Source organism: Amycolatopsis sp. NPDC003731 (assembly GCF_053586895.1).
Map to the genome: position 1 here is coordinate 1 of NZ_JBSFNC010000157.1, position 20,395 is coordinate 20,395.

The 20,395-nt window shown below is 71.8% G+C and carries 19 protein-coding genes; 6 read left to right on the forward strand and 13 right to left on the reverse strand.

Annotation, left to right across the window (positions count from 1 at the left end; genetic code table 11):
* Window positions 1-265 precede the first annotated feature (265 nt).
* The 6 genes from ACWDN5_RS39440 to ACWDN5_RS39465 form a co-directional block, all read right to left on the reverse strand.
* Window positions 266-1,681 (reverse strand): M1 family metallopeptidase, encoded by a 1,416-nt coding sequence (locus ACWDN5_RS39440; protein ID WP_449679868.1) that lies wholly within the window; start codon window positions 1,679-1,681, stop codon window positions 266-268.
* 80 nt (window positions 1,682-1,761) lie between these two features.
* Window positions 1,762-5,646: a Pls/PosA family non-ribosomal peptide synthetase gene (locus tag ACWDN5_RS39445; RefSeq protein ID WP_449679869.1), complete on the reverse strand. Its 3,885-nt coding sequence runs from the start codon at window positions 5,644-5,646 to the stop codon at window positions 1,762-1,764.
* A gap of 319 nt (window positions 5,647-5,965) precedes the next feature.
* On the reverse strand, window positions 5,966-7,426 hold the full coding sequence (gene der, locus ACWDN5_RS39450) for a ribosome biogenesis GTPase Der (protein WP_310971409.1): 1,461 nt from the start codon (window positions 7,424-7,426) through the stop codon (window positions 5,966-5,968).
* Window positions 7,427-7,442: 16 nt separating this feature from the next.
* Complete coding sequence (locus ACWDN5_RS39455) at window positions 7,443-8,102, reverse strand: lysophospholipid acyltransferase family protein (RefSeq protein ID WP_310971408.1); 660 nt, start codon at window positions 8,100-8,102, stop codon at window positions 7,443-7,445.
* Window positions 8,099-8,803 carry a (d)CMP kinase gene (cmk, locus tag ACWDN5_RS39460; RefSeq protein ID WP_310972006.1) on the reverse strand — a complete coding sequence of 235 codons (705 nt, stop codon included), beginning with the start codon at window positions 8,801-8,803 and terminating at the stop codon, window positions 8,099-8,101. The genes ACWDN5_RS39455 and cmk overlap by 4 nt, the downstream gene beginning before the upstream one ends.
* A gap of 91 nt (window positions 8,804-8,894) precedes the next feature.
* Window positions 8,895-9,440 (reverse strand): TetR/AcrR family transcriptional regulator, encoded by a 546-nt coding sequence (locus ACWDN5_RS39465; protein ID WP_449679876.1) that lies wholly within the window; start codon window positions 9,438-9,440, stop codon window positions 8,895-8,897.
* Between the two features lie 113 nt (window positions 9,441-9,553).
* Here ACWDN5_RS39465 and ACWDN5_RS39470 point away from each other — a divergent pair, with 113 nt between their 5' ends.
* The 4 genes from ACWDN5_RS39470 to ACWDN5_RS39485 are packed head-to-tail and all read left to right on the forward strand — an operon-like array spanning window position 9,554 to window position 12,049.
* The gene (locus tag ACWDN5_RS39470; protein ID WP_449679870.1) at window positions 9,554-9,922 is read left to right on the forward strand and encodes a DUF4267 domain-containing protein; all 369 of its coding nucleotides are present in this window, start codon (window positions 9,554-9,556) and stop codon (window positions 9,920-9,922) included.
* A 37-nt stretch (window positions 9,923-9,959) separates the two neighbouring features.
* Window positions 9,960-10,442: a cation:proton antiporter regulatory subunit gene (locus ACWDN5_RS39475; protein ID WP_167384818.1), complete on the forward strand. Its 483-nt coding sequence runs from the start codon at window positions 9,960-9,962 to the stop codon at window positions 10,440-10,442.
* A gap of 7 nt (window positions 10,443-10,449) precedes the next feature.
* Window positions 10,450-11,643 carry a cation:proton antiporter gene (locus tag ACWDN5_RS39480; protein ID WP_310971406.1) on the forward strand — a complete coding sequence of 398 codons (1,194 nt, stop codon included), beginning with the start codon at window positions 10,450-10,452 and terminating at the stop codon, window positions 11,641-11,643.
* A gap of 49 nt (window positions 11,644-11,692) precedes the next feature.
* On the forward strand, window positions 11,693-12,049 hold the full coding sequence (locus tag ACWDN5_RS39485; RefSeq protein ID WP_449679871.1) for a nuclear transport factor 2 family protein: 357 nt from the start codon (window positions 11,693-11,695) through the stop codon (window positions 12,047-12,049).
* On the opposite strand, the gene ACWDN5_RS39490 is transcribed toward ACWDN5_RS39485, so the two are convergent.
* Window positions 12,046-13,887, reverse strand: coding sequence for a Xaa-Pro dipeptidyl-peptidase (locus ACWDN5_RS39490; RefSeq protein WP_449679872.1), 1,842 nt, complete (start codon window positions 13,885-13,887; stop codon window positions 12,046-12,048). The two genes, ACWDN5_RS39485 and ACWDN5_RS39490, sit on opposite strands and share 4 nt — an antisense overlap.
* Before the next feature lie 67 nt (window positions 13,888-13,954).
* On the opposite strand from ACWDN5_RS39490, the gene ACWDN5_RS39495 reads away from it, so the two are divergent.
* Window positions 13,955-14,785 (forward strand): SAM-dependent methyltransferase, encoded by an 831-nt coding sequence (locus tag ACWDN5_RS39495; protein ID WP_449679873.1) that lies wholly within the window; start codon window positions 13,955-13,957, stop codon window positions 14,783-14,785.
* On the opposite strand, the gene ACWDN5_RS39500 is transcribed toward ACWDN5_RS39495, so the two are convergent.
* The 6 genes from ACWDN5_RS39500 to xerD all read right to left on the reverse strand — a co-directional run bounded on the left by ACWDN5_RS39500 (window position 14,764) and on the right by xerD (window position 19,705).
* Window positions 14,764-15,516 carry a pseudouridine synthase gene (locus ACWDN5_RS39500; RefSeq protein ID WP_310971402.1) on the reverse strand — a complete coding sequence of 251 codons (753 nt, stop codon included), beginning with the start codon at window positions 15,514-15,516 and terminating at the stop codon, window positions 14,764-14,766. The two genes, ACWDN5_RS39495 and ACWDN5_RS39500, sit on opposite strands and share 22 nt — an antisense overlap.
* A complete protein-coding gene (gene scpB, locus ACWDN5_RS39505) occupies window positions 15,503-16,381 on the reverse strand; it encodes an SMC-Scp complex subunit ScpB (protein WP_449679874.1) in 879 nt (292 codons plus the stop codon). Before scpB ends, ACWDN5_RS39500 begins: the two co-directional genes overlap by 14 nt.
* The gene (locus ACWDN5_RS39510) at window positions 16,378-17,274 is read right to left on the reverse strand and encodes a segregation and condensation protein A (protein WP_310971400.1); all 897 of its coding nucleotides are present in this window, start codon (window positions 17,272-17,274) and stop codon (window positions 16,378-16,380) included. Before ACWDN5_RS39510 ends, scpB begins: the two co-directional genes overlap by 4 nt.
* Complete coding sequence (locus ACWDN5_RS39515; protein WP_310971399.1) at window positions 17,274-17,687, reverse strand: cobyrinic acid a,c-diamide synthase; 414 nt, start codon at window positions 17,685-17,687, stop codon at window positions 17,274-17,276. The genes ACWDN5_RS39510 and ACWDN5_RS39515 overlap by 1 nt, the downstream gene beginning before the upstream one ends.
* Window positions 17,684-18,655, reverse strand: coding sequence for a ParA family protein (locus ACWDN5_RS39520; RefSeq protein WP_310971398.1), 972 nt, complete (start codon window positions 18,653-18,655; stop codon window positions 17,684-17,686). Before ACWDN5_RS39520 ends, ACWDN5_RS39515 begins: the two co-directional genes overlap by 4 nt.
* Before the next feature lie 147 nt (window positions 18,656-18,802).
* Window positions 18,803-19,705, reverse strand: coding sequence for a site-specific tyrosine recombinase XerD (gene xerD / locus ACWDN5_RS39525; RefSeq protein ID WP_449679877.1), 903 nt, complete (start codon window positions 19,703-19,705; stop codon window positions 18,803-18,805).
* Window positions 19,706-19,797: 92 nt separating this feature from the next.
* Between xerD and ACWDN5_RS39530 the strand changes: the two genes are divergently transcribed.
* Window positions 19,798-20,304, forward strand: coding sequence for a DUF1707 domain-containing protein (locus tag ACWDN5_RS39530; RefSeq protein ID WP_449679875.1), 507 nt, complete (start codon window positions 19,798-19,800; stop codon window positions 20,302-20,304).
* Window positions 20,305-20,395 lie beyond the last annotated feature (91 nt).

The following is a 20,395-nucleotide window of genomic DNA, read 5'->3' on the forward strand; positions in this document are numbered from 1 at the left end:
ACCAACCCGCCCGCGACTACCGCCAACGATGGACCGGACAACGTCCCCACGCCAGCAGCAAAGCCGCACTACCCGAAAGCGGTTGCCCCGGCGAGGACCGAGGCAGACCGGAGCACCGTCCGCCTGGACACAGAGTCCATGAAGCATCCTCCGAATTCATACTACGTTTCGGCGAGATCAAGCGGCGGCGTGCGGTCATACTTGCAGAGGGGTGCCCAAAACGCCAGAGGAGTTCACCCGGAAAGCGGCAGAGACATCCGATGAATCAGGGAAGCGGAGGTAGCGCCGGCGTGTACAGCCAGCGGGTGAAGAACGCGCCCAGCGACCGCCCGGCGTGGGCCTCGGCCGCCGCCACGAAGGCTTCCGTCGTGACCAGGCCGTGGCGGTGCTCCTCGGCCCACGACTTCAGCAGCGCGAAGAACGCCGGGTCCCCGATCTCCGCCCGCAGCGCGTGCAGCGTCAGGCCGCCGCGCTTGTAGACGCGCTCGTCGAACATCCGGGCCACGCCGGGGTCGGCGATCCGGACGTCCGCGGGCTTGGCCTTGATCCGCGCGTGCCAGCTGCGGGCCAGCGCCGACGCCGGCTGGCCGCCGATCTCCTCCGACCACAGCCACTCCGCGTACGTCGCGAAGCCCTCGTTCAGCCAGATGTGGCGCCAATCCGCCACCGTCAGGCTGTTGCCGAACCACTGGTGGGCCAGCTCGTGCAGCACGAGCCGCTCGTGGGTGCGGCGGCCGTCGACGTGGTTGGCGCCGAAGATGGCCATGCCCTGGGCCTCGATCGGGTCGTCGAGGTCGTCGTCGGTGATCACGATGACGTACTCGGCGAACGGGTACGCGCCGAACAGCCGCTGCAGGAACTCCATCATCCGGCCCTGGCGCGCGAAGTCGCGGTCGAACAGGCGACGCAGCCGTGGGGGTACGGCCGCCCGCTGCGGCACCGTCTCGAAGATCGACTCGACCTGGCCGGTCGCGCGCCCGAGGCCGAGGCTGAGCCGGCGCAGCCCGACCCCCGTGTGGGGGAACCAGCCGCGGCCGGACAGCTCGACCTCGTCGTAGCGGCCGATCTGGACGCTCATCAGGTAGGTCGCCGTCGGCTCGCGCCGCTCGAACACCCACCTCGTCGTGCTCGCCGACATCGTCCGCTCGGCCAGGGTGCCGGTGACCGCGACCAGGTACGGCGACGCCGTCGTCACGCTCACCCGGTAGGTCGCCTTGTCCGACGGGTGGTCGTTGCACGGGAACCACGACGGCGCGCCGACCGGCTGGCTCGCGACCAGCGCGCCGTCGGTCAGCTCGTCCCAGCCGACGTCGCCCCAGCGGCTGCGCACCGGGCGCGGGTTGCCGACGTAGTGCACCTCCACCGTGAACGTGGTGCCCGCCGGGATCGGCTTCGCCGGCTTGACGTGCAGCTTCGCCCCGCGCTTGAGGTACTTCGCGGCCTTGCCGTCGACCAGCACGCGGTTGATCCGGAACTCGCCGAAGTCGAGGCTGACGCGGGAAAGCGCCTGCGTCGCCTCCGCGGTGATCACCGCCGACGCCGAAAGCCGGTTCGGCGCGACCTTGTAGTCGAGGCTCAGGTCGTAGTGCCGGGTCCGGTACCCGCCGTTGCCGTGGGCGGGAAGGTAGGGGTCACCCGAGGTGTCCGCGCCGGGAGCCGGTGCCGGAGCCTTCGAAATCACCCGTCGCGAACCTTTCGTCGTGCGTGCTGGAACCAGGCTCGCACGGACGGGTGAGTCCGGCGCGCCTGGACCTGCTTTCGTTACTTACCGGGCCACGCCGAGATCGGGTTGCCCAGCCAGCGGGTGTCGGCCGGCACCTCGTCGCCGCGGGTCACCAGCGAACCGGGGCCCACCGTCGTCCGGGCGCCGATGCCCGCGCCCGGCAGCACGATGCCGTGCGGGCCGAGCGTGGCGCCCTCGCCGAGGGTCACCCGGGACATGCTCATGATCCGGTCGTGGAACAGGTGCGTCTGGACGACGCAGCCGCGGTTGATCGTCGCGCCGTCGCCGAGCTCGACGAGGTCGGCCTCGGGCAGCCAGTACGTCTCCAGCCAGACGCCGCGGCCGATCTTGACGCCCATCGTGCGCAGCCATGCGGTCAGCAGCGGGGTGCCGCCGACCGAGCCGATCAGCCACGGCACCGCGAACGCCTCGACGAAGGTGTCGGCCAGCTCGTTGCGCCAGACGAAGGAGCTCCACAGCGGGTGGTCGACCTCGCGGAACTTGCCGACCAGCAGCCACTTCATCACCGTCGCGGTCAGCGCCGCCACGATCCCGGCGGCCAGCAGGGCGGGCCCGGCCAGCAGCGCGGCGACGCCGAAGCCGAACGCCGACGCCGTCCACAGGAGGCCGAAGGCGACCACGACGGTCAGCGCGACACCGCACATGACCGGGATGATCCGGCACAGCTCGACCAGCGCCCGCGCCGCCTTGAGGTGCAGCGCCGGGGTGTAGGTGCGGCTCGTGTCGGCCTCGCCGACCGCGCGGCGCACCGGCAGCGGCGGCATCCCGAGGTACGACGAGCCCTTCTTGGCCTTCAGCGGTGTCGACGACAGGACGCCGACCAGGCCGCGCTTCGGCACCGAGCGGCCGGGCGCGGTCATTCCCGAGTTGCCGAGGAAGGCCTGCTTGCCGATCCGCGCCGGGGCGACGTGCAGCCAGCCGTGGTTGAGCTCGTAGGTGGCGACCATCGTGTCGTCGGCCAGGAATGCGCCACTGTCGACCTTGGTCATCTTCGGCAGCGCGAGCACGGTCGATGCCTCGACGTTGCGGCCCACCTTCGCGCCGAGCAGCCGCAGCCACACCGGCGTGAATAGGCTGGCGTACAGCGGGAACAGGCCTTCGCGGGCCATGCTCATCAGGCGTTCGGTGGCCCAGACCTGCCAGGCGACGCGGCCGTGCACCGGGTGGTAGCCCTCGACCATGCCGATGCTCAGCGCCCGGACGCCGACGAGCACGAGCAGCATGTAGGCGAGGAAGTACGCGGCCGTCGCGGCCGGCACGAAGACCAGCGCGCGGGTGAACGCGTCGAGCAGCGTCGGCGCACCGGCGATCCCGTAGCCGAGCACGGCGACCCCGGCCAGCGCGGCCACGCCGGGCAGGAAGCCCAGCGCCAGGGACGTCGCGCCGTAGACGGCGGCCCAGAAGTGCGAACGCGGCGGACGGCTCGACGGCCACTTCAGCGCGTCCCGCTCGTCCTTGCCGACGCGGGTGGCGGGCGAACCGGCCCAGCGCTGCCCGGCCGGCACGGCGCCGCGGACGGTCGACCCGGCCGCGATCTCCGCGCCCTTGCCGATGCGGGCACCCGGAAAGAGCGTGCTGCGCGCACCGACGCGGGCTTCCGCGCCGACGCGGACCTTGCCGATGTGCACGACGTCACCGTCGACCCAGTGGCCGGACAGGTCGACCTCGGGCTCGATCGCGGCACCGCGGCCGAGCTTGAGGAAGCCGGTGACCGGCGGCGGCGAGTGCAGGTCGACGTCCTTGCCGATCCGCGCGCCGAGCGCCTTCGCGTACGTCGTCATCCAGGACGCGCCGGCGACGCTGTCCGCGCCGGAGAACTCGGCGAGCTTCTCGGCCGTCCACAGTCGCAAGTGGACACTCCCGCCGCGCGGGTAGGTGCCGGGGCGGACCCCGGACAGCAGCACGCGCGCGCCACCCGCGGCGATCGCGATCCGGCCCGCCGGGCTGAACAGCACCACCCAGGCCAGGCCGAGCCACGCCCAGCTCAGCGTCGGCGCCCAGGCGAACCCGAGCAGCGACAAGACGTTCGACAGCGCGGCGGACAGGGTCACCCAGCGCAGCCCGACCAGGCCCATCAGCGGAACCATCAGCAGCGTCTGAATGACACCCGCGCGGCGCTTGGTCGGCGCGATGTCCCGGCGTTCGGTCGCCTGCCCGCTCAGCGCGTCCAGCATCGCGGCCAGCGCACCCAGCCTGGGGTGGGCGTAGATGTCGGCGACCGACACCTGAGGGTGCCGGGTGCGGATGCGGGCGACCACCTGGGCGGCGGTCAGGCTGCCGCCGCCGTGGGTGAAGAAGTCGGCCTTCGGGCTGTCGACCGACACGCCGAGGATCTCGGCCCAGCCTTCGGCGAGCCACGTCTCGGTCGGGGTCAGCCCGGAAGCCTCCACGGTGGACAGCGGCCACGGGAGGGCGTTGCGGTCGACCTTGCCGGAGGTGCGGGTCGGCAGGTCGTCGACGACGGCGAGCAGCGGGACCAGCGCGGCGGGCAGGTGCTCTCGCAGGCGGCTCGCGGCCTGGTCGTGGTCGAAGTCCCCGCCCGCGGGGACGACGTACCCGACGAGGACCTGGTTGCCGGCCTTGGTGCGGCGGATCGCGGCGGCCGCGCCCTGCACGCCCGGCAGGGCCTGCAGCGCGGCGTCGACCTCGCCCAGCTCGATGCGGCGGCCGCCGAGCTTGACCTGCTCGTCGAGGCGGCCGAGGAACAGCAGGCCCTCCTCTTCGGCGCGGACCATGTCGCCGGAGCGGTAGGCGCGCTGCCAGCCCAGCGACGGCAGCGGCGCGAACTTCTCGGCGTCCTTGGCCGCGTCGAGGTAGCGGGCCAGGCCGACGCCGCCGATGACGAGCTCGCCGGTTTCGCCCATGGCGACCGGCTCGCCCTCGTCGTTGACGACGGCGAGCTGCCAGCCGACGAGCGGCAGGCCGATCCGGACCGGGCCCTCGCCGGTCAGCTGCGCGGCGCAGGCGACGACGGTGGCCTCGGTCGGGCCGTAGGTGTTCCAGACTTCGCGGCCTTCGACGGCGACGCGCTCGGCGAGCTCCGGCGGGCACGCCTCGCCGCCGAAGATGAGCAGGCGGACGTCTTCGAGGGCGTCGGCGGGCCACAGCGCGGCGAGCGTCGGCACGGTCGAGACGACGGTGATGCGCTGCGCGACCAGCCACGGGCCGAGGTCGACGCCGGTGCGGACCAGCGCGCGGGGTGCCGGGACCAGGCAGGCGCCGTGGCGCCAGGCCAGCCACATCTCTTCGCAGGAGGCGTCGAAGGCGACGCTCAGGCCGGCCAGGACGCGGTCGCCGGGGCCGATCGGCTCGTCGGTGAGGAAGAGCTCGGCCTCGGCGTCGACGAACGCGGCGGCGGAGGCGTGCGTGACCGCGACACCCTTGGGCTTGCCGGTGGAGCCGGAGGTGAAGATGATCCAGGCGTCGTCGGCCGGGCCGGGACGGCCTTCGCGGCCACCGGGCGTGGAGTGCACGTTGATCGTGCCGTCGGTGGCGACCGCCGCGACCTGGGCTTCTTCGAAGACCAGCTCGGCGCGCTCGTCCGGGTCGTCCGCGTCGACCGGCACGTAGGCGGCGCCGACGGACAGGGTGGCGAGGATGGCGATGTACAGCTCGGCGGTGCCGGAGGAGATCCGGATGCCGACGCGGTCGCCGAGGCCGACGCCGTAGCCGCGGAGCCGGCGCCCGTAGGCGTCGATCTCCTCCAGGAGCCGCCGGTAGGTCAGGGTGGTGGTGCCGTCGTCGATCGCGGCGGCGTTCGGGTGCCGCTCCGCGGTGGCGGCGAGGACGTCGAGGAGGGTGCGCTCACCGGCGCCGAGACCGGACCAGAAGAGGGCGCGGTCGGCGACCGGGGCGAGCGTCACCTCGGGGGTGGTGCCGGTGGGTTCGATCGTGACGGTCATCGGGCGTTCACCCCGGGCAGGACAAAACCATGGGCGCGCAAGCCCACCACTCACCTTTCGGGAGCCTCAATCGGGCTTGCTCTCCCATTGAGGCGCCCGCAACGACCTTCCACTGTAACGCAAGATGAACGAAAGATATCTGCCGGATCACGCAAGGGTGTCGGACCTCACCCCATCCCGGACGACACGCGCACCCGGCCGGACGACACGCGTACCTGTCCGGACGACACGCCGGATCGCCGAAGATTCGTCGTGTCGTCCATCCAGGTACGCGTGTCGTCCAATCAGGTACGCGTGTCGTCCGAAACGGGTCAGGAAATCACCGGGTTCGGGCGGCTTTTCCGCCGACCTTCGGCTTCGCCTTCTTTTCCCGCACCCGGACATTCACCCGGACGGGGCTGCCGGTGAAGCCGAACTGCTCACGGAACTTGCGTTCGATGAAGCGGCGGTAGCCCGCCTCGAGGAAGCCGGTGGTGAACAGCACCAGCGTCGGCGGGCGGATGCCGGCCTGGGTCGCGAACAGGACCTTCGGCTGCTTGCCCGAGCGGACCGGCGGCGGGGTGGCCGCGATCAGGTCGGACAGCCACGCGTTGAGCTGGCCGGTCGGCACCCGCTGGTCCCACGACTTCAGCGCGGTCCGCAGGGCCGGCGCGAGCTTGCGCACCGAACGGCCGGTCAGCGCCGAGATGTTGACCTTCTCCGCCCACGGCACGCGGACCAGGCCGCGGTCGAGCTCGCGGACCATCGCGTGCCGGCGGTCCTCGTCGACCAGGTCCCACTTGTTGAACGCCAGCACGCAGGCGCGGCCGGCCTCGACGACCATGGTCAGCACCCGCAGGTCCTGCTCCGACAGCGGCTCGGCCGCGTCCAGCAGCACGATCGCGACCTCGGCCGCGTCGATCGCGGTCTTGGTGCGCAGCGACGCGTAGTACTCGGCGCCCGCAGCGAAGTTGACGCGCTTGCGCAGGCCCGCCGTGTCGACGAACCGCCAGGTCTCGCCGTCCAGCTCGACCAGCGAGTCGACCGGGTCGACCGTGGTGCCGGCCACCGAGTCGACGACCGAGCGCTGCTCCCCGGACAGCTTGTTGAGCAGGCTCGACTTGCCGACGTTCGGCTTGCCGACCAGCGCGACGCGCCGCGGCCCCGACGTCGGGACGCCGCCCTCGCGCGGCGACTCGGGCAGGGCCTTGAGGATGGCGTCGAGCAGGTCGCCGGAGCTGCGGCCGTGCAGCGCGCTGACCGGGTGCGGCTCGCCGAGGCCGAGCGACCAGAGCGACGCGGTGTCGGCGAGCAGCCGGTCGTCGTCGACCTTGTTGGCGGCCAGCAGCACCGGCTTCTTCGAGCGGCGCAGCACCTTGGAGACGGCTTCGTCGGTCGCGGTCGCGCCGACCGAGGCGTCGATGACCAGCAGCACCGCGTCCGCGGTCTGCATGGCCAGCTCGGCCTGGGCGGCGACGGAGGCCTGCAGCCCGGTCGCGTCCGGCTCCCAGCCGCCGGTGTCGACCAGGGTGAACCGGCGGCCACCCCAGTAGGCGTCGTAGGCGACGCGGTCGCGGGTCACGCCCGGCACGTCCTGCACGACGGCTTCGCGCCGGCCGAGGATGCGGTTGACCAGCGTCGACTTGCCCACGTTGGGCCGGCCGACGACGGCGAGCACCGGCTGCCCGAGCGCGGCCTCCTCGGCCGCTTCCGCCGCCTCGATCTGCGCGTCGAGCGCGGCGAATTCGGTCTCGTCGGACCAGGTGCCGTCGACTTCGCCGACGCCGTCGTACTCTTCCATCACTACCCGATTTCCCTTATACCGCGCCGAATCCGTGTTCGGCACGCCAGTCGTCCAAAGTCTTCACGAGCGCCGCGAGCTCACCGCGCAGCTCTTCGGTGCCCTGGTCGAGCCCGGTCTTCCCGGGGCCGACCTTCGGCGTGAACGGCTCGCCCACGAGGATGTCCACCCGTGGCCGGAACCGCCGCTTGCCGTCGGCCGGCTTGAGCGTGCCCCGCGTCGCGACCGGGAGCACGGTCGCGCCGGAGGCCCGGACCAGCCAGGCCGCGCCGCGTTCGGCCGCGCCGACGTCCCCGGCCCCGCGGGTGCCTTCGGGGAAGATCCCGACGACCCCGCCGTCCTTCAGGACGCCGACCGCGGTCAGCAGCGGCTTGCGGTCGATCTCGCCGCGCTTGAGCGGGATCTGCCCGATCGCCAGCAGGAACTTGCCGACGATCCCGCCGAACATCTCCGCCTTGACCAGGAACGCCGAACGCCGCGGAAGCATTCCGAAGATCAGCTGCGGCTCGATCATGGAGCTGTGGTTGGCGATCACGAGCAGCGGCCCGGTGGCGGGGACGCGCTCGCGGCCGTGCACCCGGATGCGGAAGGCCGAGCGCAGATAGTACCGGGCGAAGACCCGCCCGGCGTCGTGGAGCCTGCCGACGGATCCCTCGGGGAGTCCGTCACCGCTCATCGAGCGACCTCGGCGCCGCAGCCTTCGAGGATGCCGCGGTGGCTGGCCAGCTCGCTCAGCGCGACGATCACCTGGTCGATCGACAGTTCGGAGGTGTCGACGTGCACGGCGTCGTCGGCCGCGCGCAGCGGCGAGGCGGCGCGGGTCGAGTCGAGGTGGTCGCGGCGCTCGACGCTGGCCAGGGCGTCGGCGACCGACGACTGCCGCCCGGCGGCGGTGTCCTGGGTGCTGCGGCGCGACGCGCGGACGTCGGCCGAGGCGGTCAGGAAGACCTTGAGCGGCGAGTCCGGCGCGACGACGGTGCCGATGTCCCGGCCTTCGACGACGATCCCGCCGCGGTGCCCGACGACGTCATCGATGATCTGCCGCTGCCGCGCGACCAGCAGTTCGCGCACGTGCGGGACGGCCGAGACCGGCGACACGGCCTTGGTGACCTCCGGCCCGCGGATGTCGGCGGCGACGTCCGCGCCGGCCAGCCGGATCTCGGGCCGGTCGGGGCTGGTGCCGATGGTGAACTCGGCGCGGTCCGCGACCTCGGCGACCGCTTCCGGGTCGGCCGGGTCGACGCCCGCGCGCAGCACGGCGAGGGTGACCATCCGGTACATGGCACCGGTGTCGAGGTAGCCGGCCCCGAGGCGCTGGGCGAGCTTGCGGGCGACGGTGGTCTTCCCGGTCCCCGATGGGCCATCCAGCGCGACCACACCACGTAGGGCTCCCGTCACCGGCACTCTCCTCGCGTTCTCGTCCCGTTCGGCGTCGTCCCCCATTCTGCCGGTCGGGGTGCGGGGGAGATCAGTCGGCCCGCGTGCCGAAGCGCGCCACCACCAGCGCGAGGCGCTCGTCACGGTGGGCGGGTGAGAGCCGGCGGCCCCGGTCCAGCGTCACCAGGCCGTGCAGGGTGCTCCAGAACACCTCGGTCAACGCGCCCGCGTCCTGCTCCCCCGCCGTCGGCTCGACGACGGCGAGCAGTTCCGCGAAACACGCCTTCATCACCTCCGGCGTGTCGTCCTCGGCGAACCGCAACTCCGAGGCGTGCGTGAACATCGCGTCGTAGAGGCCCGGTTTGGCCTCCGCGAAGGCCACGTACGCCTCCGTCACCCCGCCGAGGCCACCGGGGCGGGCCGCGCCCAGCGTCGCCGCCAGCTCGGTGAAGCCCTCCAGCGCGGCCGCCGCCATGATCGCGTCCTTGCCGCCCGGGAAGTGGCTGTAGAGCACCGGCTGGCTGTACTCGATCAGGCCCGCGAGCCGCCGGGTGGTGACCGCGTCCCAGCCTTCCGCCTCGGCCAGCTCCCTGGCCGCGGCCACGATCCGCTGGCCTCGCTCGGTCCGGTCGCGCACACGCCGTTGTCGCTGGGTCATGGGTCACATGCTAGCACTACTAGACAAACTAGCGCCGCTAGGTTAGCGTTGCTAGCAATCCTAGCGGCGCTAGAAAACCTGGAGGGAAACCCATGCTCATCACCGGCTACGTCCTCACCGCGCTCGTCTCGCTCGGCATCATCTACGTCGGCCTCAACTACCTCTTCGCGCCGGCGAAGATCGCCGCCGGCTTCGGCTTCCCAACCGTCCCCGAGAACGCCGAGACCTTCTTGAACGTCAAGGGCGGCCGCGACATCGGAGCCGGCCTGATCCCCCTGGCCCTGATGCTCTACGGCGACGCGCACGCACTCGGCTGGGTCATCCTCACCGCGGCCCTCTGGCCGGTCTTCGACATGCTGCTGATCCTGCGCCACCGGGGCAAGAAGGCCATCGCGTTCGGCGTCCACGGCGTGACCGCCGCGGTGATGGTCGTCGCCGCCCTGCTCCTGCTGCTCGGCTGAAATCCCGCGAATCGGACACCTGGGTTACGGTGGTTGGGTGAACGTCGAAGTAACTCCTCTGCCCGGCATCGGGGTCCGCAAGGACTTCGCCACCCGTACCGGCCGCCGCATCGGCGTCGTCACCCAGCGGGACGGCCACATCGAGCTGATCGTGTCCAAATCGGACGATCCCGATGCCTGCGCCGCCTCGATCCCGCTCACCGCGGACGAGGCCGGCGCGCTGGCCAACCTGCTCGGCGCCCCGCAGCTGGTCGCGCAGCTGACCGAGGAGCACCGCGACCTGCCGGGGATCAGCACCCGGCAGCTGCCGATCAAGCCGTCCGGCCCGTTCGACGGCCGGACGCTCGGCGACACCGCGATGCGCACCCGCACCGGCGTCTCGGTGGTCGCGGTGGCGCGGGCCGGCCAGGTGCACCCGTCGCCGACGCCGGACTTCACGTTCACCGGGGGCGATCTGCTGGTCGCGGTCGGCACGAGCGAGGGCCTGGAAGCCGCCGCCAAGATCCTCAAGTACGGCTGAGCGGCCGATGGACCACACCGCGCTGTCCCTGATCGAACTGGGGGCGGTCTTCTTCGGGCTGGGCGTGCTCGGGCGCCTGGCCGCGAAGATCGGCCTCTCCCCCATCCCGCTCTACCTGCTCGGCGGCCTCTGCTTCGGCCAGGGCGGCCTGATCCCGCTGGGCGACATCGGCGGCTTCACGCACCTGGCCGGCGAAATCGGCGTCGTGCTCCTGCTCCTCCTGCTCGGCCTGGAGTACTCCGCGGCCGAGCTGTTCACCGGGCTCCGCCGGTCCTGGACGGCCGGCCTGCTCGACATCGTCCTCAACGCGGCCCCCGGCGCGGCCGTCGCGCTGCTGCTGGGCTGGGGCCCGGTCGGCGCGATGGTGATGGCGGGCGTCACGTACATCTCGTCGTCCGGGATCGTCGCGAAGGTCCTCGGCGACCTCGGCCGGCTCGGCAACCGCGAGACGCCGGTGGTGCTGTCGATCCTCGTGTTCGAGGACCTCGCGATGGCGCTCTACCTGCCGATCCTCACCGCCGTGCTGGGCGGGGTGTCGCTGCTCGGCGGTCTCGAGGCGGTCGGCATCTCGCTGCTGGTGATCACCGTGGTGCTGGTGGTCGCGCTGAAGTTCGGCCGGTACGTCTCCGCGGCGGTGGACAGCCCGGACCGTGAGGTGTTCCTGCTCAAGGTGCTCGGCGCGGCCCTGCTGGTCGCCGGTCTGGCGTCGGCGATGCAGGTGTCGGCGGCGGTCGGGGCGTTCCTGCTCGGCATCGCGATCTCGGGGTCGACGGCGGAGAACGCGACACGCATGCTGGAGCCGCTGCGCGACCTGTTCGCCGCGGTGTTCTTCGTGGTCTTCGGCCTCAACACGAACCCGGCGTCGATCCCGCCGGTGCTGGGCTGGGCGATCGTGCTGGCGGTGGTGACGACGCTGACGAAGGTCGCCACGGGCTGGTGGGCGGCGCGCCGCCAGGGCATCGGCAAGATGGGCCGGGCCCGGGCCGGGGCGGCGCTGGTCGCCCGGGGCGAGTTCTCGATCGTCATCGCGGGCCTGGCGGTGACGGCGGGAGCGGTCACGGGCGAACTGGCGGCGCTGGCCACGGCGTACGTCCTCCTGATGGCCATTCTCGGCCCGACGGCGGCCCGGGTGGTGGAGCCGATCGTCCGCGCCCTGCAACGCAAAGCGGCCACCAAGGCGGCCCCTGCGGAAGCGAACTGACACCGATAACCGGTCGCGCGAACCGGGGCCGGACCGGCACGCTCACCGGATGGACGAACAAGGCCAGGTCGCGGAAGCTCTCGCTGCCGAGAGGGAATCCCTCCGGCCCGGCTGCCGTGCCGACACGGCCCGGTTCGCGCGGCTGCTCGCCCCGGACTTCCACGAGTTCGGCAAGTCCGGCGGCGAGTTCGGCCACGAGGAGGCGCTCCGGCTGGTGGCGAACTCGACGGATGCACCGATCACCGTGGAGAACCTGCGGGGATCGCTCGTCGCGGACGGCGTCGTGCTGGTGAAGTACACCTCGGAGCACGCCGGGCGGCGCGCGAACCGCACGTCCCTGTGGCGTCGCGTCGCCGACGGGCACTGGCAGATCTTCCACCACCAGGGCACTCCGGCCGCAGGCTAGCGCAGGTCGGCCCGGCCCGCCGACGGCACGTGCTCGCCACCGCCGGCGGCCGGGTGGGTCGTCGCCGGCGGGACGACGCCCGCCAGCGGCACCGAAGCCGACGTGCGGGCCAGGTCCAGCGTGACGCGGCCCGGCTGGGCGGGTCCGCGGATGAAGCTGCCGTCCGTGCCGCCGATGATCAACGCCAGCGCGTGCCCGCGCGGCACCACGTGGTCCGTCGAGGCCAGCCGGAACGTCATCGCGTAGGCCGTGCCCGGGGTCAGCGGCCGTTCCTGCGAAAGCGATGCGTAGTTCGCCAGGTCCGCCCAGCCGCGGCTGAGGATCGTGTAGTTCACCTTCTTCACGTCCGCGGAAGCGATCCGGTAGCAGGCGTCGTCGCCCGTCGCCGAGGAACCCCAGCAGTTCTCCGCGGTGCCGGTCTTGATCCCCTCGCCGCTGCCGGCGAAGTTGCGGATCGTCGCCGCGCCGAGGTCCACCAGCAGCGCCGACACCCGCGCCGACGACGTGCTCGGCGTTGCCGTCACGGTCACCGAAGTCGTCCCCGATACCTGCACGTCGGACGTCAGCGCCCCGGTCGAGTACGTCAACGCCGCGCTGCCCGGGTTCGTCACCCAGGTGTCCTCGCCCAGGCTCGGGTTGTCGGTGAACGACGCCGTCCCGGACGACGGGGAAGTGCCCAGCGTGCCAGACGCCGCCGGCCGCAACGTCGTCGCCACCGCACCGGCCGCCGGGTACGCGCTCTGGTCCGCCCACTGGTCCGGCTGCCGCTCGACGCTGGCCTGCGGCCCGTTCTGGACGCCGTTGTCGATCCCCAGCAGGTAGTGGTCGAACCACCGGTGCAGCAGGTCGACCCAGTCCGCGCGCCGGTAGTCGAACGGGTCGACGTGCCCGGTCTGCGACAGCCAGATCTTCTTCTCGACGTTCAGCCCGGCCCACCACTGTCCGAAGTGGATGGTCTTGACGTTGAGGTCGTTGACGCCGTGGGACAGCAGCACGCTCGCCCGCACGTTGCCCGCCCGCCGCACGTAGTCGCGGTCCGCCCAGAGCGGCCCGTAGTCGCCGTTCGCGGTGGCGCCGGAGGCCAGCGCCTGGTTCTGCGGCGAGCAGTTCTGCCCGCCGTTGCGCGCTTCGACCGTGCGCGCGAGCCCGTCCGGGTTGAAGCCGAAGGTCGCGCCGTCCGAGCGGTAGTAGTCGTACCAGGAGCTGATCGCCGAGATCGGGACGATCGTCTTCAGGCCCGCCACCCCGGTCGCCGCGACGCCGTTGGCGATCGTGCCGTCGTAGGACTTGCCGATCATCCCGACGTTCCCGGTGCTCCAGCTCGCCGGCACCGCGCTGCCGCCGGACTTCGCGCTGTAACCGGTCGCGCGGCCGTTCAGCCAGTCGACGACCTTGCGCGCGGAATCGACGTCCGAAGCGCCGCCGACGTCCGCGCAGCCGGCCGAGCGGTTCGTCCCGGCCAGGTCGACCAGCACGATCGCGTACCCGCGCGGGACGAAGTAGTTGTCGTAGAACAGCGGGAACTTCACCGGCTTCCCGGCGCTGTCGTAGGACTTCAGCTCGCTCTCGTTGCCCCGGCCGCAGCACGAGTAGTACGGGCTGGCGTCCATGATCACCGGAACGCGTGACGTCGCTTCACCCGGCCGGACGATGTCGGCGGCGACCCGATCGGAGCGGCCGTCCCCGTCGCCGTCGCGGCCGATGTCGACCCAAACCGTTTCGCGGATCGCCTTCGCGTAGTCGTAGACCGGCTCGCTCCCCTGCGTGGCCGCGGCGGCGGGCACCACCGCACCGGACAGGAGTACCGCGAGCACCCCGCACACCACTCCGAGTCGCATACCCGTCACGCTAGCGAGTGACCGCGACCGCCCACCACGGCGGAAAGTCGGGCGTACGTTGGAAATCATGACGGAGTCCCTACCCGCCGTGAGCGTCACCGCCGTCGGTGTCGCCGCGCTGCGCGCGTACGAAAGCCGCCGCCCGGACCGCCTGTTCGACGATCCGTACGCGGCCGCCTTCCACGCTGCGGGCAGCGCCCTGCTGCCCGTCGCGCCGGGCGAAACCCCGCAGGGTGGCCTCGGCGCGCTCTTCGCCCGGCAGGTGGCGATCCGCACCCGGTTCTACGACGACTACCTGCTGGCCGCCGGGGGCTCGCAGGTCGTGGTGCTCGCCGCGGGCCTCGACGCCCGCGCTTTCCGGCTCGCCTGGCCGCCGGGGCTGCGGATGTTCGAGCTCGACCTGCCCGAGGTCCTCGCCTTCAAGGACGAGGTGCTGGCCGCCCAGGGCGCCGAACCGTCGTGCGAGCGCGTCGTGGTCCCGGCCGATCTGCGTGGCGACTGGGCGGATGCCCTGCGGACAGCCGGGTTCGACGCGAGCGTTCCGACCGCGTGGCTGGCCGAGGGCCTCCTGGTCTACCTGTCCCGCGAAGACGCCGAGGCGACGCTCTCGACCGTGACCGAGCTGTCCGCGCCGGGCAGCCGGGTGTCGTTCGAGCACCGGTCGGCCGAGACGCGGGACGGCCTGCTCGCCCGGGCCAAGGCGACCCCGGGCGCCGAGCGCGTCACCCGGCTGTGGCACGGCGGCCTCGGCGGTACGGCGCCGGAGTGGCTGCGCGGCCACGGCTGGGAACCGGTCGTCGTCTCCCACGCCGACCTGGCCGCGAAGTACGACCGTCCGGGTGACGAAACACTCGACGGGTTCGTGACCGCCGAATATCAGAGTTCGACGTTGCGGTAGAGCGCCCCGACCTCGGTCTTCGTCAGCCGGCGGATCGAGCCGACGCGCTGGTTGCCGAGCTGGACGTCGCCGACCGCGGTGCGCACCAGCTTCAGCACCGGGTGCCCGGTGTCCTTGAGCAGGCGGCGCACGATGTGCTTCTTGCCCTCGTGGATGACGAGCTCGACCAGCGACTTGCCGGAGTGCATGTCCTTCACGCGGAACTGGTCGACCTTGACGATGCCGTCCGGCAGTTCCCAGCCGCGGCGCAGCTCCTTGCCGAGCCCGCGCGGCACGAGGCCGTCGACCTCGGCGAGGTAGGTCTTGAGCACCCGGTACGACGGGTGCATCAGCCGGTGCCCGAGGTCGCCGTCGTTGGTGAGCAGCAGCAGGCCCTCGGTGTTCTCGTCGAGCCGTCCGACGTGCACGACGCCCGGCGTCTCCTCGTAGCGGCCGCGCAGGTAGTCGCCGACGCAGGGGCGGCCGCGGTCGTCCGACATCGTCGAGTGCACGCCCTTGGGCTTGTTCAGGGCGAGGTAGATGAGGTCGTCGCGCAGGTTCACCCGGGTGCCGTCGACGTGGATGATCGCGTTGTCCGGGTCGACGCGGCGGCCCAGCTCGGTGACGACCTCGCCGTCCACCTCGACCCGGCCGGCGACGATCAGGTCCTCCGCCGCGCGCCGGGAGGCGACCCCGGCCTGCGACAGCACCTTCTGCAGCCGGACGCCGTCGGGGTGTTCACTGGATGTCATCGATGGTGTCCACTTCGGGTAGCAACGGAGCGATCGGCGGCAGGTCGTTCAGTGACGACAGCCCCAGTCGCTCCAGGAACAGCTCGGTCGTCACGTACAGCGTGCCGGTCGTCTCGGGATCGGTCCCCATCTCTTCGATGAGGCCGCGCGCGAGCAGCGTCCGGATCACGCCGTCCACGTTCACGCCGCGCACCGCGGCAACCCGCGCGCGGGTCACCGGCTGCCGGTACGCGATCACGGCGAGGCTCTCCAGCGCGGCCCGGGTCAGCTTCGACCGCTGGCCGTCCAGCAGGAGCTTCTCCACGAACGGGGCATAGACGTCCCTAGTGTAGAACCGCCAGCCTTCGCCGACGCGCCGCAGGTCGATCCCGGACGTCCGGTCGGTGAACTTCTGCGCCATGGTCCGCAGGGCGACGACGATCCGCGCCTTGGGCTGGCCGAGGGTATCGGCGAGAAGCTCTTCGCTGGCCGGCGAGTCGACGATGAGGAGAAGCGCCTCGAGGGCGGCTTCGAGGTCCTCGTCGGAGGTGACGTCCGGCATGGCGTCGGCGTCACCGGCGGCGACGAGGTCGGATTCCGGATCGGCCGGATCGGGCTCGGCGGCCGCTTCGGTCTCGGCGGACGCGGGCTCGCCCGGTTCAGCGGCAGCTTCGGCCTCGGCAGGCGACTCCCCGGCAGGCGCTTCCTCGTGCGGCGCTTCCTCATCGGCGCCCTCCGCGACCAGCGGCTCCACCGGCTCGCCGTCCTCGGTCACCGGCTCGCCGGACAACGCCTCGTCGAGCGCGAGCTCGGCCGCGGCCTGTTCGGGTTCTTCGGCCGCCGGTGGCTGTGGGGCCTCGGCCTGCTCGTTGTTCTCCGGGCTCACCCGTACTCCTCTTCGTCTCCGAACGCGCGGTCCAGCTCGGCCGCCGCGGAGGCTTCTTCCTTCGAGCCGCCCGTCCAGCGGACGTGCAGCTCGGCCAGGGCCTCGCTCTGCTCGAACTGGACCGTCGCCTCGCGGTAGAGCTCCAGCAGCGCCAGGAAGCGCGCCACGATCTCCACCGTGTGGTCGCAGTCGTCGACCAGCTCGCCGAACGTCGCCTGCCCGCGTTCGGCCAGCATCACCCGCAGGATCGCCGCGTGCTCGCGCACCGAGATGCGGCCCATGTGGATGTGGGCGATCGACACCGTCGGCGGCGGCTTCGGGCGGAACACCGCCACCGCGATGTCGGCGAACTTCTGCGGCGTCACGCCCAGCATCACCTCGGGCAGCAGCCCGACGAACCGCTCCTCCAGGGCCACCGACCGCGGGTACCGCCGCAGCGCGCCCTGTTCCAGCTCGCCGAACAGCGCCGCTACCTGCTTGTAGGCCCGGTATTGCAGCACCCGAGCGAACAGCAGGTCGCGGGCCTCCAGCAGCGCCAGGTCGTCCTCGCTCTCGACCTCGGCCGCGGGCAGCAGCCGCGCCGCCTTCAGGTCCAGCAGCGTGGCCGCGATGACCAGGAACTCCGTGGTCTCGTCGAGGTTCCAGTCGGTCCCCAGCGCGCGTGTGTACGCGATGAAGTCGTCGGTGACCTGGTGCAGCGCCACTTCGGTGACGTCGAGCTGGTGCTGCGAGATCAGCTGCAGCAGCAGGTCGAACGGTCCCTCGAAGTTGGCCAGCCGCACCTTGAACTTCGACGTGCTCAGCTCTTCGGTGTTGACGCCTTCGGGGATCATCCCGCCGTGCACGGTCTGGTGCTCTTCGGGGACCTCCGGAGCCGGTTCCGGCTCGTCCATCAGCCCTCGGTTTCGCCGCCGTCTGATCCGACCACCCGCAGCCGCTGGACCAGCACCGATTCGTCGCCGTTCTGGTCGAAGTCGGCCAGCAGCACCGCCACGGCCTCGCGGACCAGCCGGCCGCGGTCGACGACCAGGTCGTGCTTCGCGCGCAGCGTCAGGCGGGCCTGCTCCATGGCCACCAGCTCGTCCCCGGAGACGTACACGGTGATCTTCGCGTCGTGCTTGGTCCGGCCGGAGCCGTGCGGGGCCGCGCTGCGGGCGAGCTGGTCGGCCCGGCCGTTCCCCGAAGGCTTTGGCTGGGGCTTCTCGACGGGCTCGGGGGGTGCCTGGGCAGGGGGGAGATCGAGGGCGGGACTGGAGGTGATCCTGAAGAGTTCCGACGCTCCGGGCAGGGAGGCGCGCCTGCTCACCGAGCGATCACCTCGCGGGCCAGCTGGCGGTACGCCGCCGCGCCGGCCGACTTGGGCGCCCAGGTCGTGATCGGCTCACCCGCGACCGTCGTCTCGGGGAACCGCACGGTGCGGTTGATGACCGTGTCGAACACGGTCTCGCCGAATGCCTCCACCACGCGAGCCATGACCTCCTTCGAATGCAGGGTTCTCGGGTCGTACATGGTGGCGAGAATCCCGACGATGTCCAGTTTGGGGTTGAGGCGTTCCTGCACCTTCTCGATGGTGTCGATCAGGAGGGCGACGCCTCGCAGACTGAAGAACTCGCACTCCAGCGGGATGATCACGCCGTCCGCGGCGGTCAGCGCGTTCACCGTGAGCAGGCCGAGCGAGGGCTGGCAGTCGACAAGAACATAGTCGTAGTCGTTCATGACCGGACGAAGGACCCGTAACAACGTGTGCTCGCGCCCTACCTCGGCGACGAGCTGGACCTCCGCCGCGGACAGGTCGATGTTGCTCGGTAGCAGGTCAACGCCGTCGACCCGGGTTTTCATCAGCACGTCGGTCGCGCTGACCGAGCGCTCCATGATGGCGTTGTAGACCGTCTGGTCCAGCTCGTGCGGCTGGATGCCGAGGCCGACGGCGAGCGCGCCCTGCGGGTCGAAGTCGACGAGCAGCACCTTGCGCCCGTACTCGGCGAGGGCGGCACCCAGGTTGATTGTCGACGTCGTCTTGCCGACGCCGCCCTTCTGGTTGCACATCGCCATGATCTTGGCCGGGCCGTGCTTGTCCAGCGGCGCCGGATCGGGGTGCTCGCGGATCGGGCGGCCGGTCGGCCCGATGCCCTCGAGCTTGACCTTCTTGCCGTTGCGCTCGGCGGAATCGTCGCCGTCGTGGTCGGTGGGCGTCGCGATGGTGACCTGGCTGAGGTTCGCCGCCGCCGACCCGGCGGACTCGGCCGGGACGGCCGGCTGGTTCGGTGTCGACATGGCGCGAAAGCTCCTTGTTCGTCAGCGTCCGCCGCAGCCTATGCGCGGAGTCGGAGCCCCGGCAAAGCAACGCGCCGGACTCGACGGGGCAATGTCACTCGACCGTCGGTGCAGGCTACGAAGGCTGTTGCCGCTCTATAGGGCCGTCTAGCCCAGTGCCCGCGGGTGCGCGGTCGCGTACACCTCGCGCAGGGTGTTGACCGTGACCAGCGTGTACACCTGGGTCGTCGTCACCGACGCGTGGCCGAGGAGTTCCTGGACGACGCGGACGTCCGCGCCGCCCTCGAGCAGGTGCGTGGCGAAGGAGTGGCGGAGCGTGTGCGGCGAAACCGCGGCCTTGATGCCCGCCCGCTCGGCGGTGTCCTTGAGGACCTGCCACGCGCTCTGCCGCGACAGCCGGCTGCCGCGGGCGTTGAGGAACAGTGCCGCCGTGCCCCGGCCGTGCGCGGCGAGCGCCGGCCGGGCGCGGACGGTGTAGGCGTGCAGCGCGGCGAGCGCGGGACGGCCGATCGGCACCAGCCGCTGCTTGCCGCCCTTGCCGTCGAGCAGCACGGTGCGCTCGGCGGCGTCCACGTCGTCGAGGTCGAGGCCGACCGCCTCGGAAATCCGGGCTCCGGTGGAGTAGAGGACTTCGAGCAGCGCGCGGTCGCGCAGCGGGCGCTCGCCGTCGGGCGGCGGGGTCTCGAGCAGCCGCAGCACGTCGTCGACCGGCAACGCCTTGGGCAGCCGCTTCGCCGGCGTCGGCGGCCGGACCTCGCGGGCCGGGTTGTGCTCGGTGAGTCCTTCGGCGTGCGCGAACTTGTGCAGGCCCCGCACCGCGACCAGGGCCCGGGCGGCCGACGACGCGGCCAGGGGCTGGTGCTCGTCGTCGCCTTCGCGCAACGCGGCGCCGAAGGCCGTGACGTGGGCGGAGGTGACGTCGGCGATCTTCGCGACGCCCAGTCCGTCCAGGTGCGCGGCGTACCGGCGCAGGTCACGGGCGTAGCTGTCCAGGGTGTTGCGCGCGGTCCCGCGTTCGACGACCAGGTGGTCGAGGTACGCGGCGATCACGCCGTCGGTGCTGCCCGCGGCTGCCACGCCGTCACCTTAGGCCGCCGGGCGCTCGTGACCCGGCAGAAACCCCGTTCGGTTACCTTGGATCCATGGGGTCCGAGGAGCTGCGCATCGGCACCGCCGAGCGTGAGGAAGCAGCGAGACTGCTCGCCGATCACTTCGGCATGGGCCGCATCACGCCGGACGAGTACGAGACGCGCGTGACCGACGCCTACGCGGCGACGACCCTGGGCGAGCTGCGGCCGCTGTTCCGCGACCTGCCGCACCCGCACCCCGGCTTCTTCGGGCCGCCACCGGGCCCCATGCCGATGCCGACGCAGCAGGTGTACGCGCCGCCGCCCTCGATGCCCATGGCGATGCCCTACGGGCCGCCGCCCGTCGTGTACTCGCACCGGTCGAAGACGGTGGCCGGGGTGCTGCAGATCGTGCTGCCCTTCGGCGTCGGCCGGTTCTACACCGGCCAGACCGGCCTGGGCATCGCCCAGCTCTTCGCCACCTTCTGCACCGGCGTCGGCGTGTTCTGGCCGATCATCGACGGCATCGTGCTGCTGGTCAACGGCGGCACGGACGCCGAAGGCCGCCGGCTGCGCCCCTGACATGCCGCGAATGACTCATTCGGGACGCGGGAGCGCCGTAGGCCCGCAGGTACGTTGCAGGGTCCCCACCGCGCAACGCGGTCTCGTTGAA

Coding starts and splice junctions, on each gene's coding strand:
- ACWDN5_RS39445 (WP_449679869.1), bottom strand. CDS start 5,646: ATGACCGTCACGATCGAACCCACCGGCACCACCCCCGAGGTGACGCTC.
- der (WP_310971409.1), bottom strand. CDS start 7,426: ATGGAAGAGTACGACGGCGTCGGCGAAGTCGACGGCACCTGGTCCGAC.
- ACWDN5_RS39455 (WP_310971408.1), bottom strand. CDS start 8,102: ATGAGCGGTGACGGACTCCCCGAGGGATCCGTCGGCAGGCTCCACGAC.
- ACWDN5_RS39470 (WP_449679870.1), top strand. CDS start 9,554: ATGCTCATCACCGGCTACGTCCTCACCGCGCTCGTCTCGCTCGGCATC.
- ACWDN5_RS39480 (WP_310971406.1), top strand. CDS start 10,450: ATGGACCACACCGCGCTGTCCCTGATCGAACTGGGGGCGGTCTTCTTC.
- ACWDN5_RS39485 (WP_449679871.1), top strand. CDS start 11,693: ATGGACGAACAAGGCCAGGTCGCGGAAGCTCTCGCTGCCGAGAGGGAA.
- ACWDN5_RS39490 (WP_449679872.1), bottom strand. CDS start 13,887: ATGCGACTCGGAGTGGTGTGCGGGGTGCTCGCGGTACTCCTGTCCGGT.
- ACWDN5_RS39495 (WP_449679873.1), top strand. CDS start 13,955: ATGACGGAGTCCCTACCCGCCGTGAGCGTCACCGCCGTCGGTGTCGCC.
- ACWDN5_RS39500 (WP_310971402.1), bottom strand. CDS start 15,516: ATGACATCCAGTGAACACCCCGACGGCGTCCGGCTGCAGAAGGTGCTG.
- ACWDN5_RS39510 (WP_310971400.1), bottom strand. CDS start 17,274: ATGGACGAGCCGGAACCGGCTCCGGAGGTCCCCGAAGAGCACCAGACC.
- ACWDN5_RS39520 (WP_310971398.1), bottom strand. CDS start 18,655: ATGTCGACACCGAACCAGCCGGCCGTCCCGGCCGAGTCCGCCGGGTCG.
- ACWDN5_RS39530 (WP_449679875.1), top strand. CDS start 19,798: ATGGGGTCCGAGGAGCTGCGCATCGGCACCGCCGAGCGTGAGGAAGCA.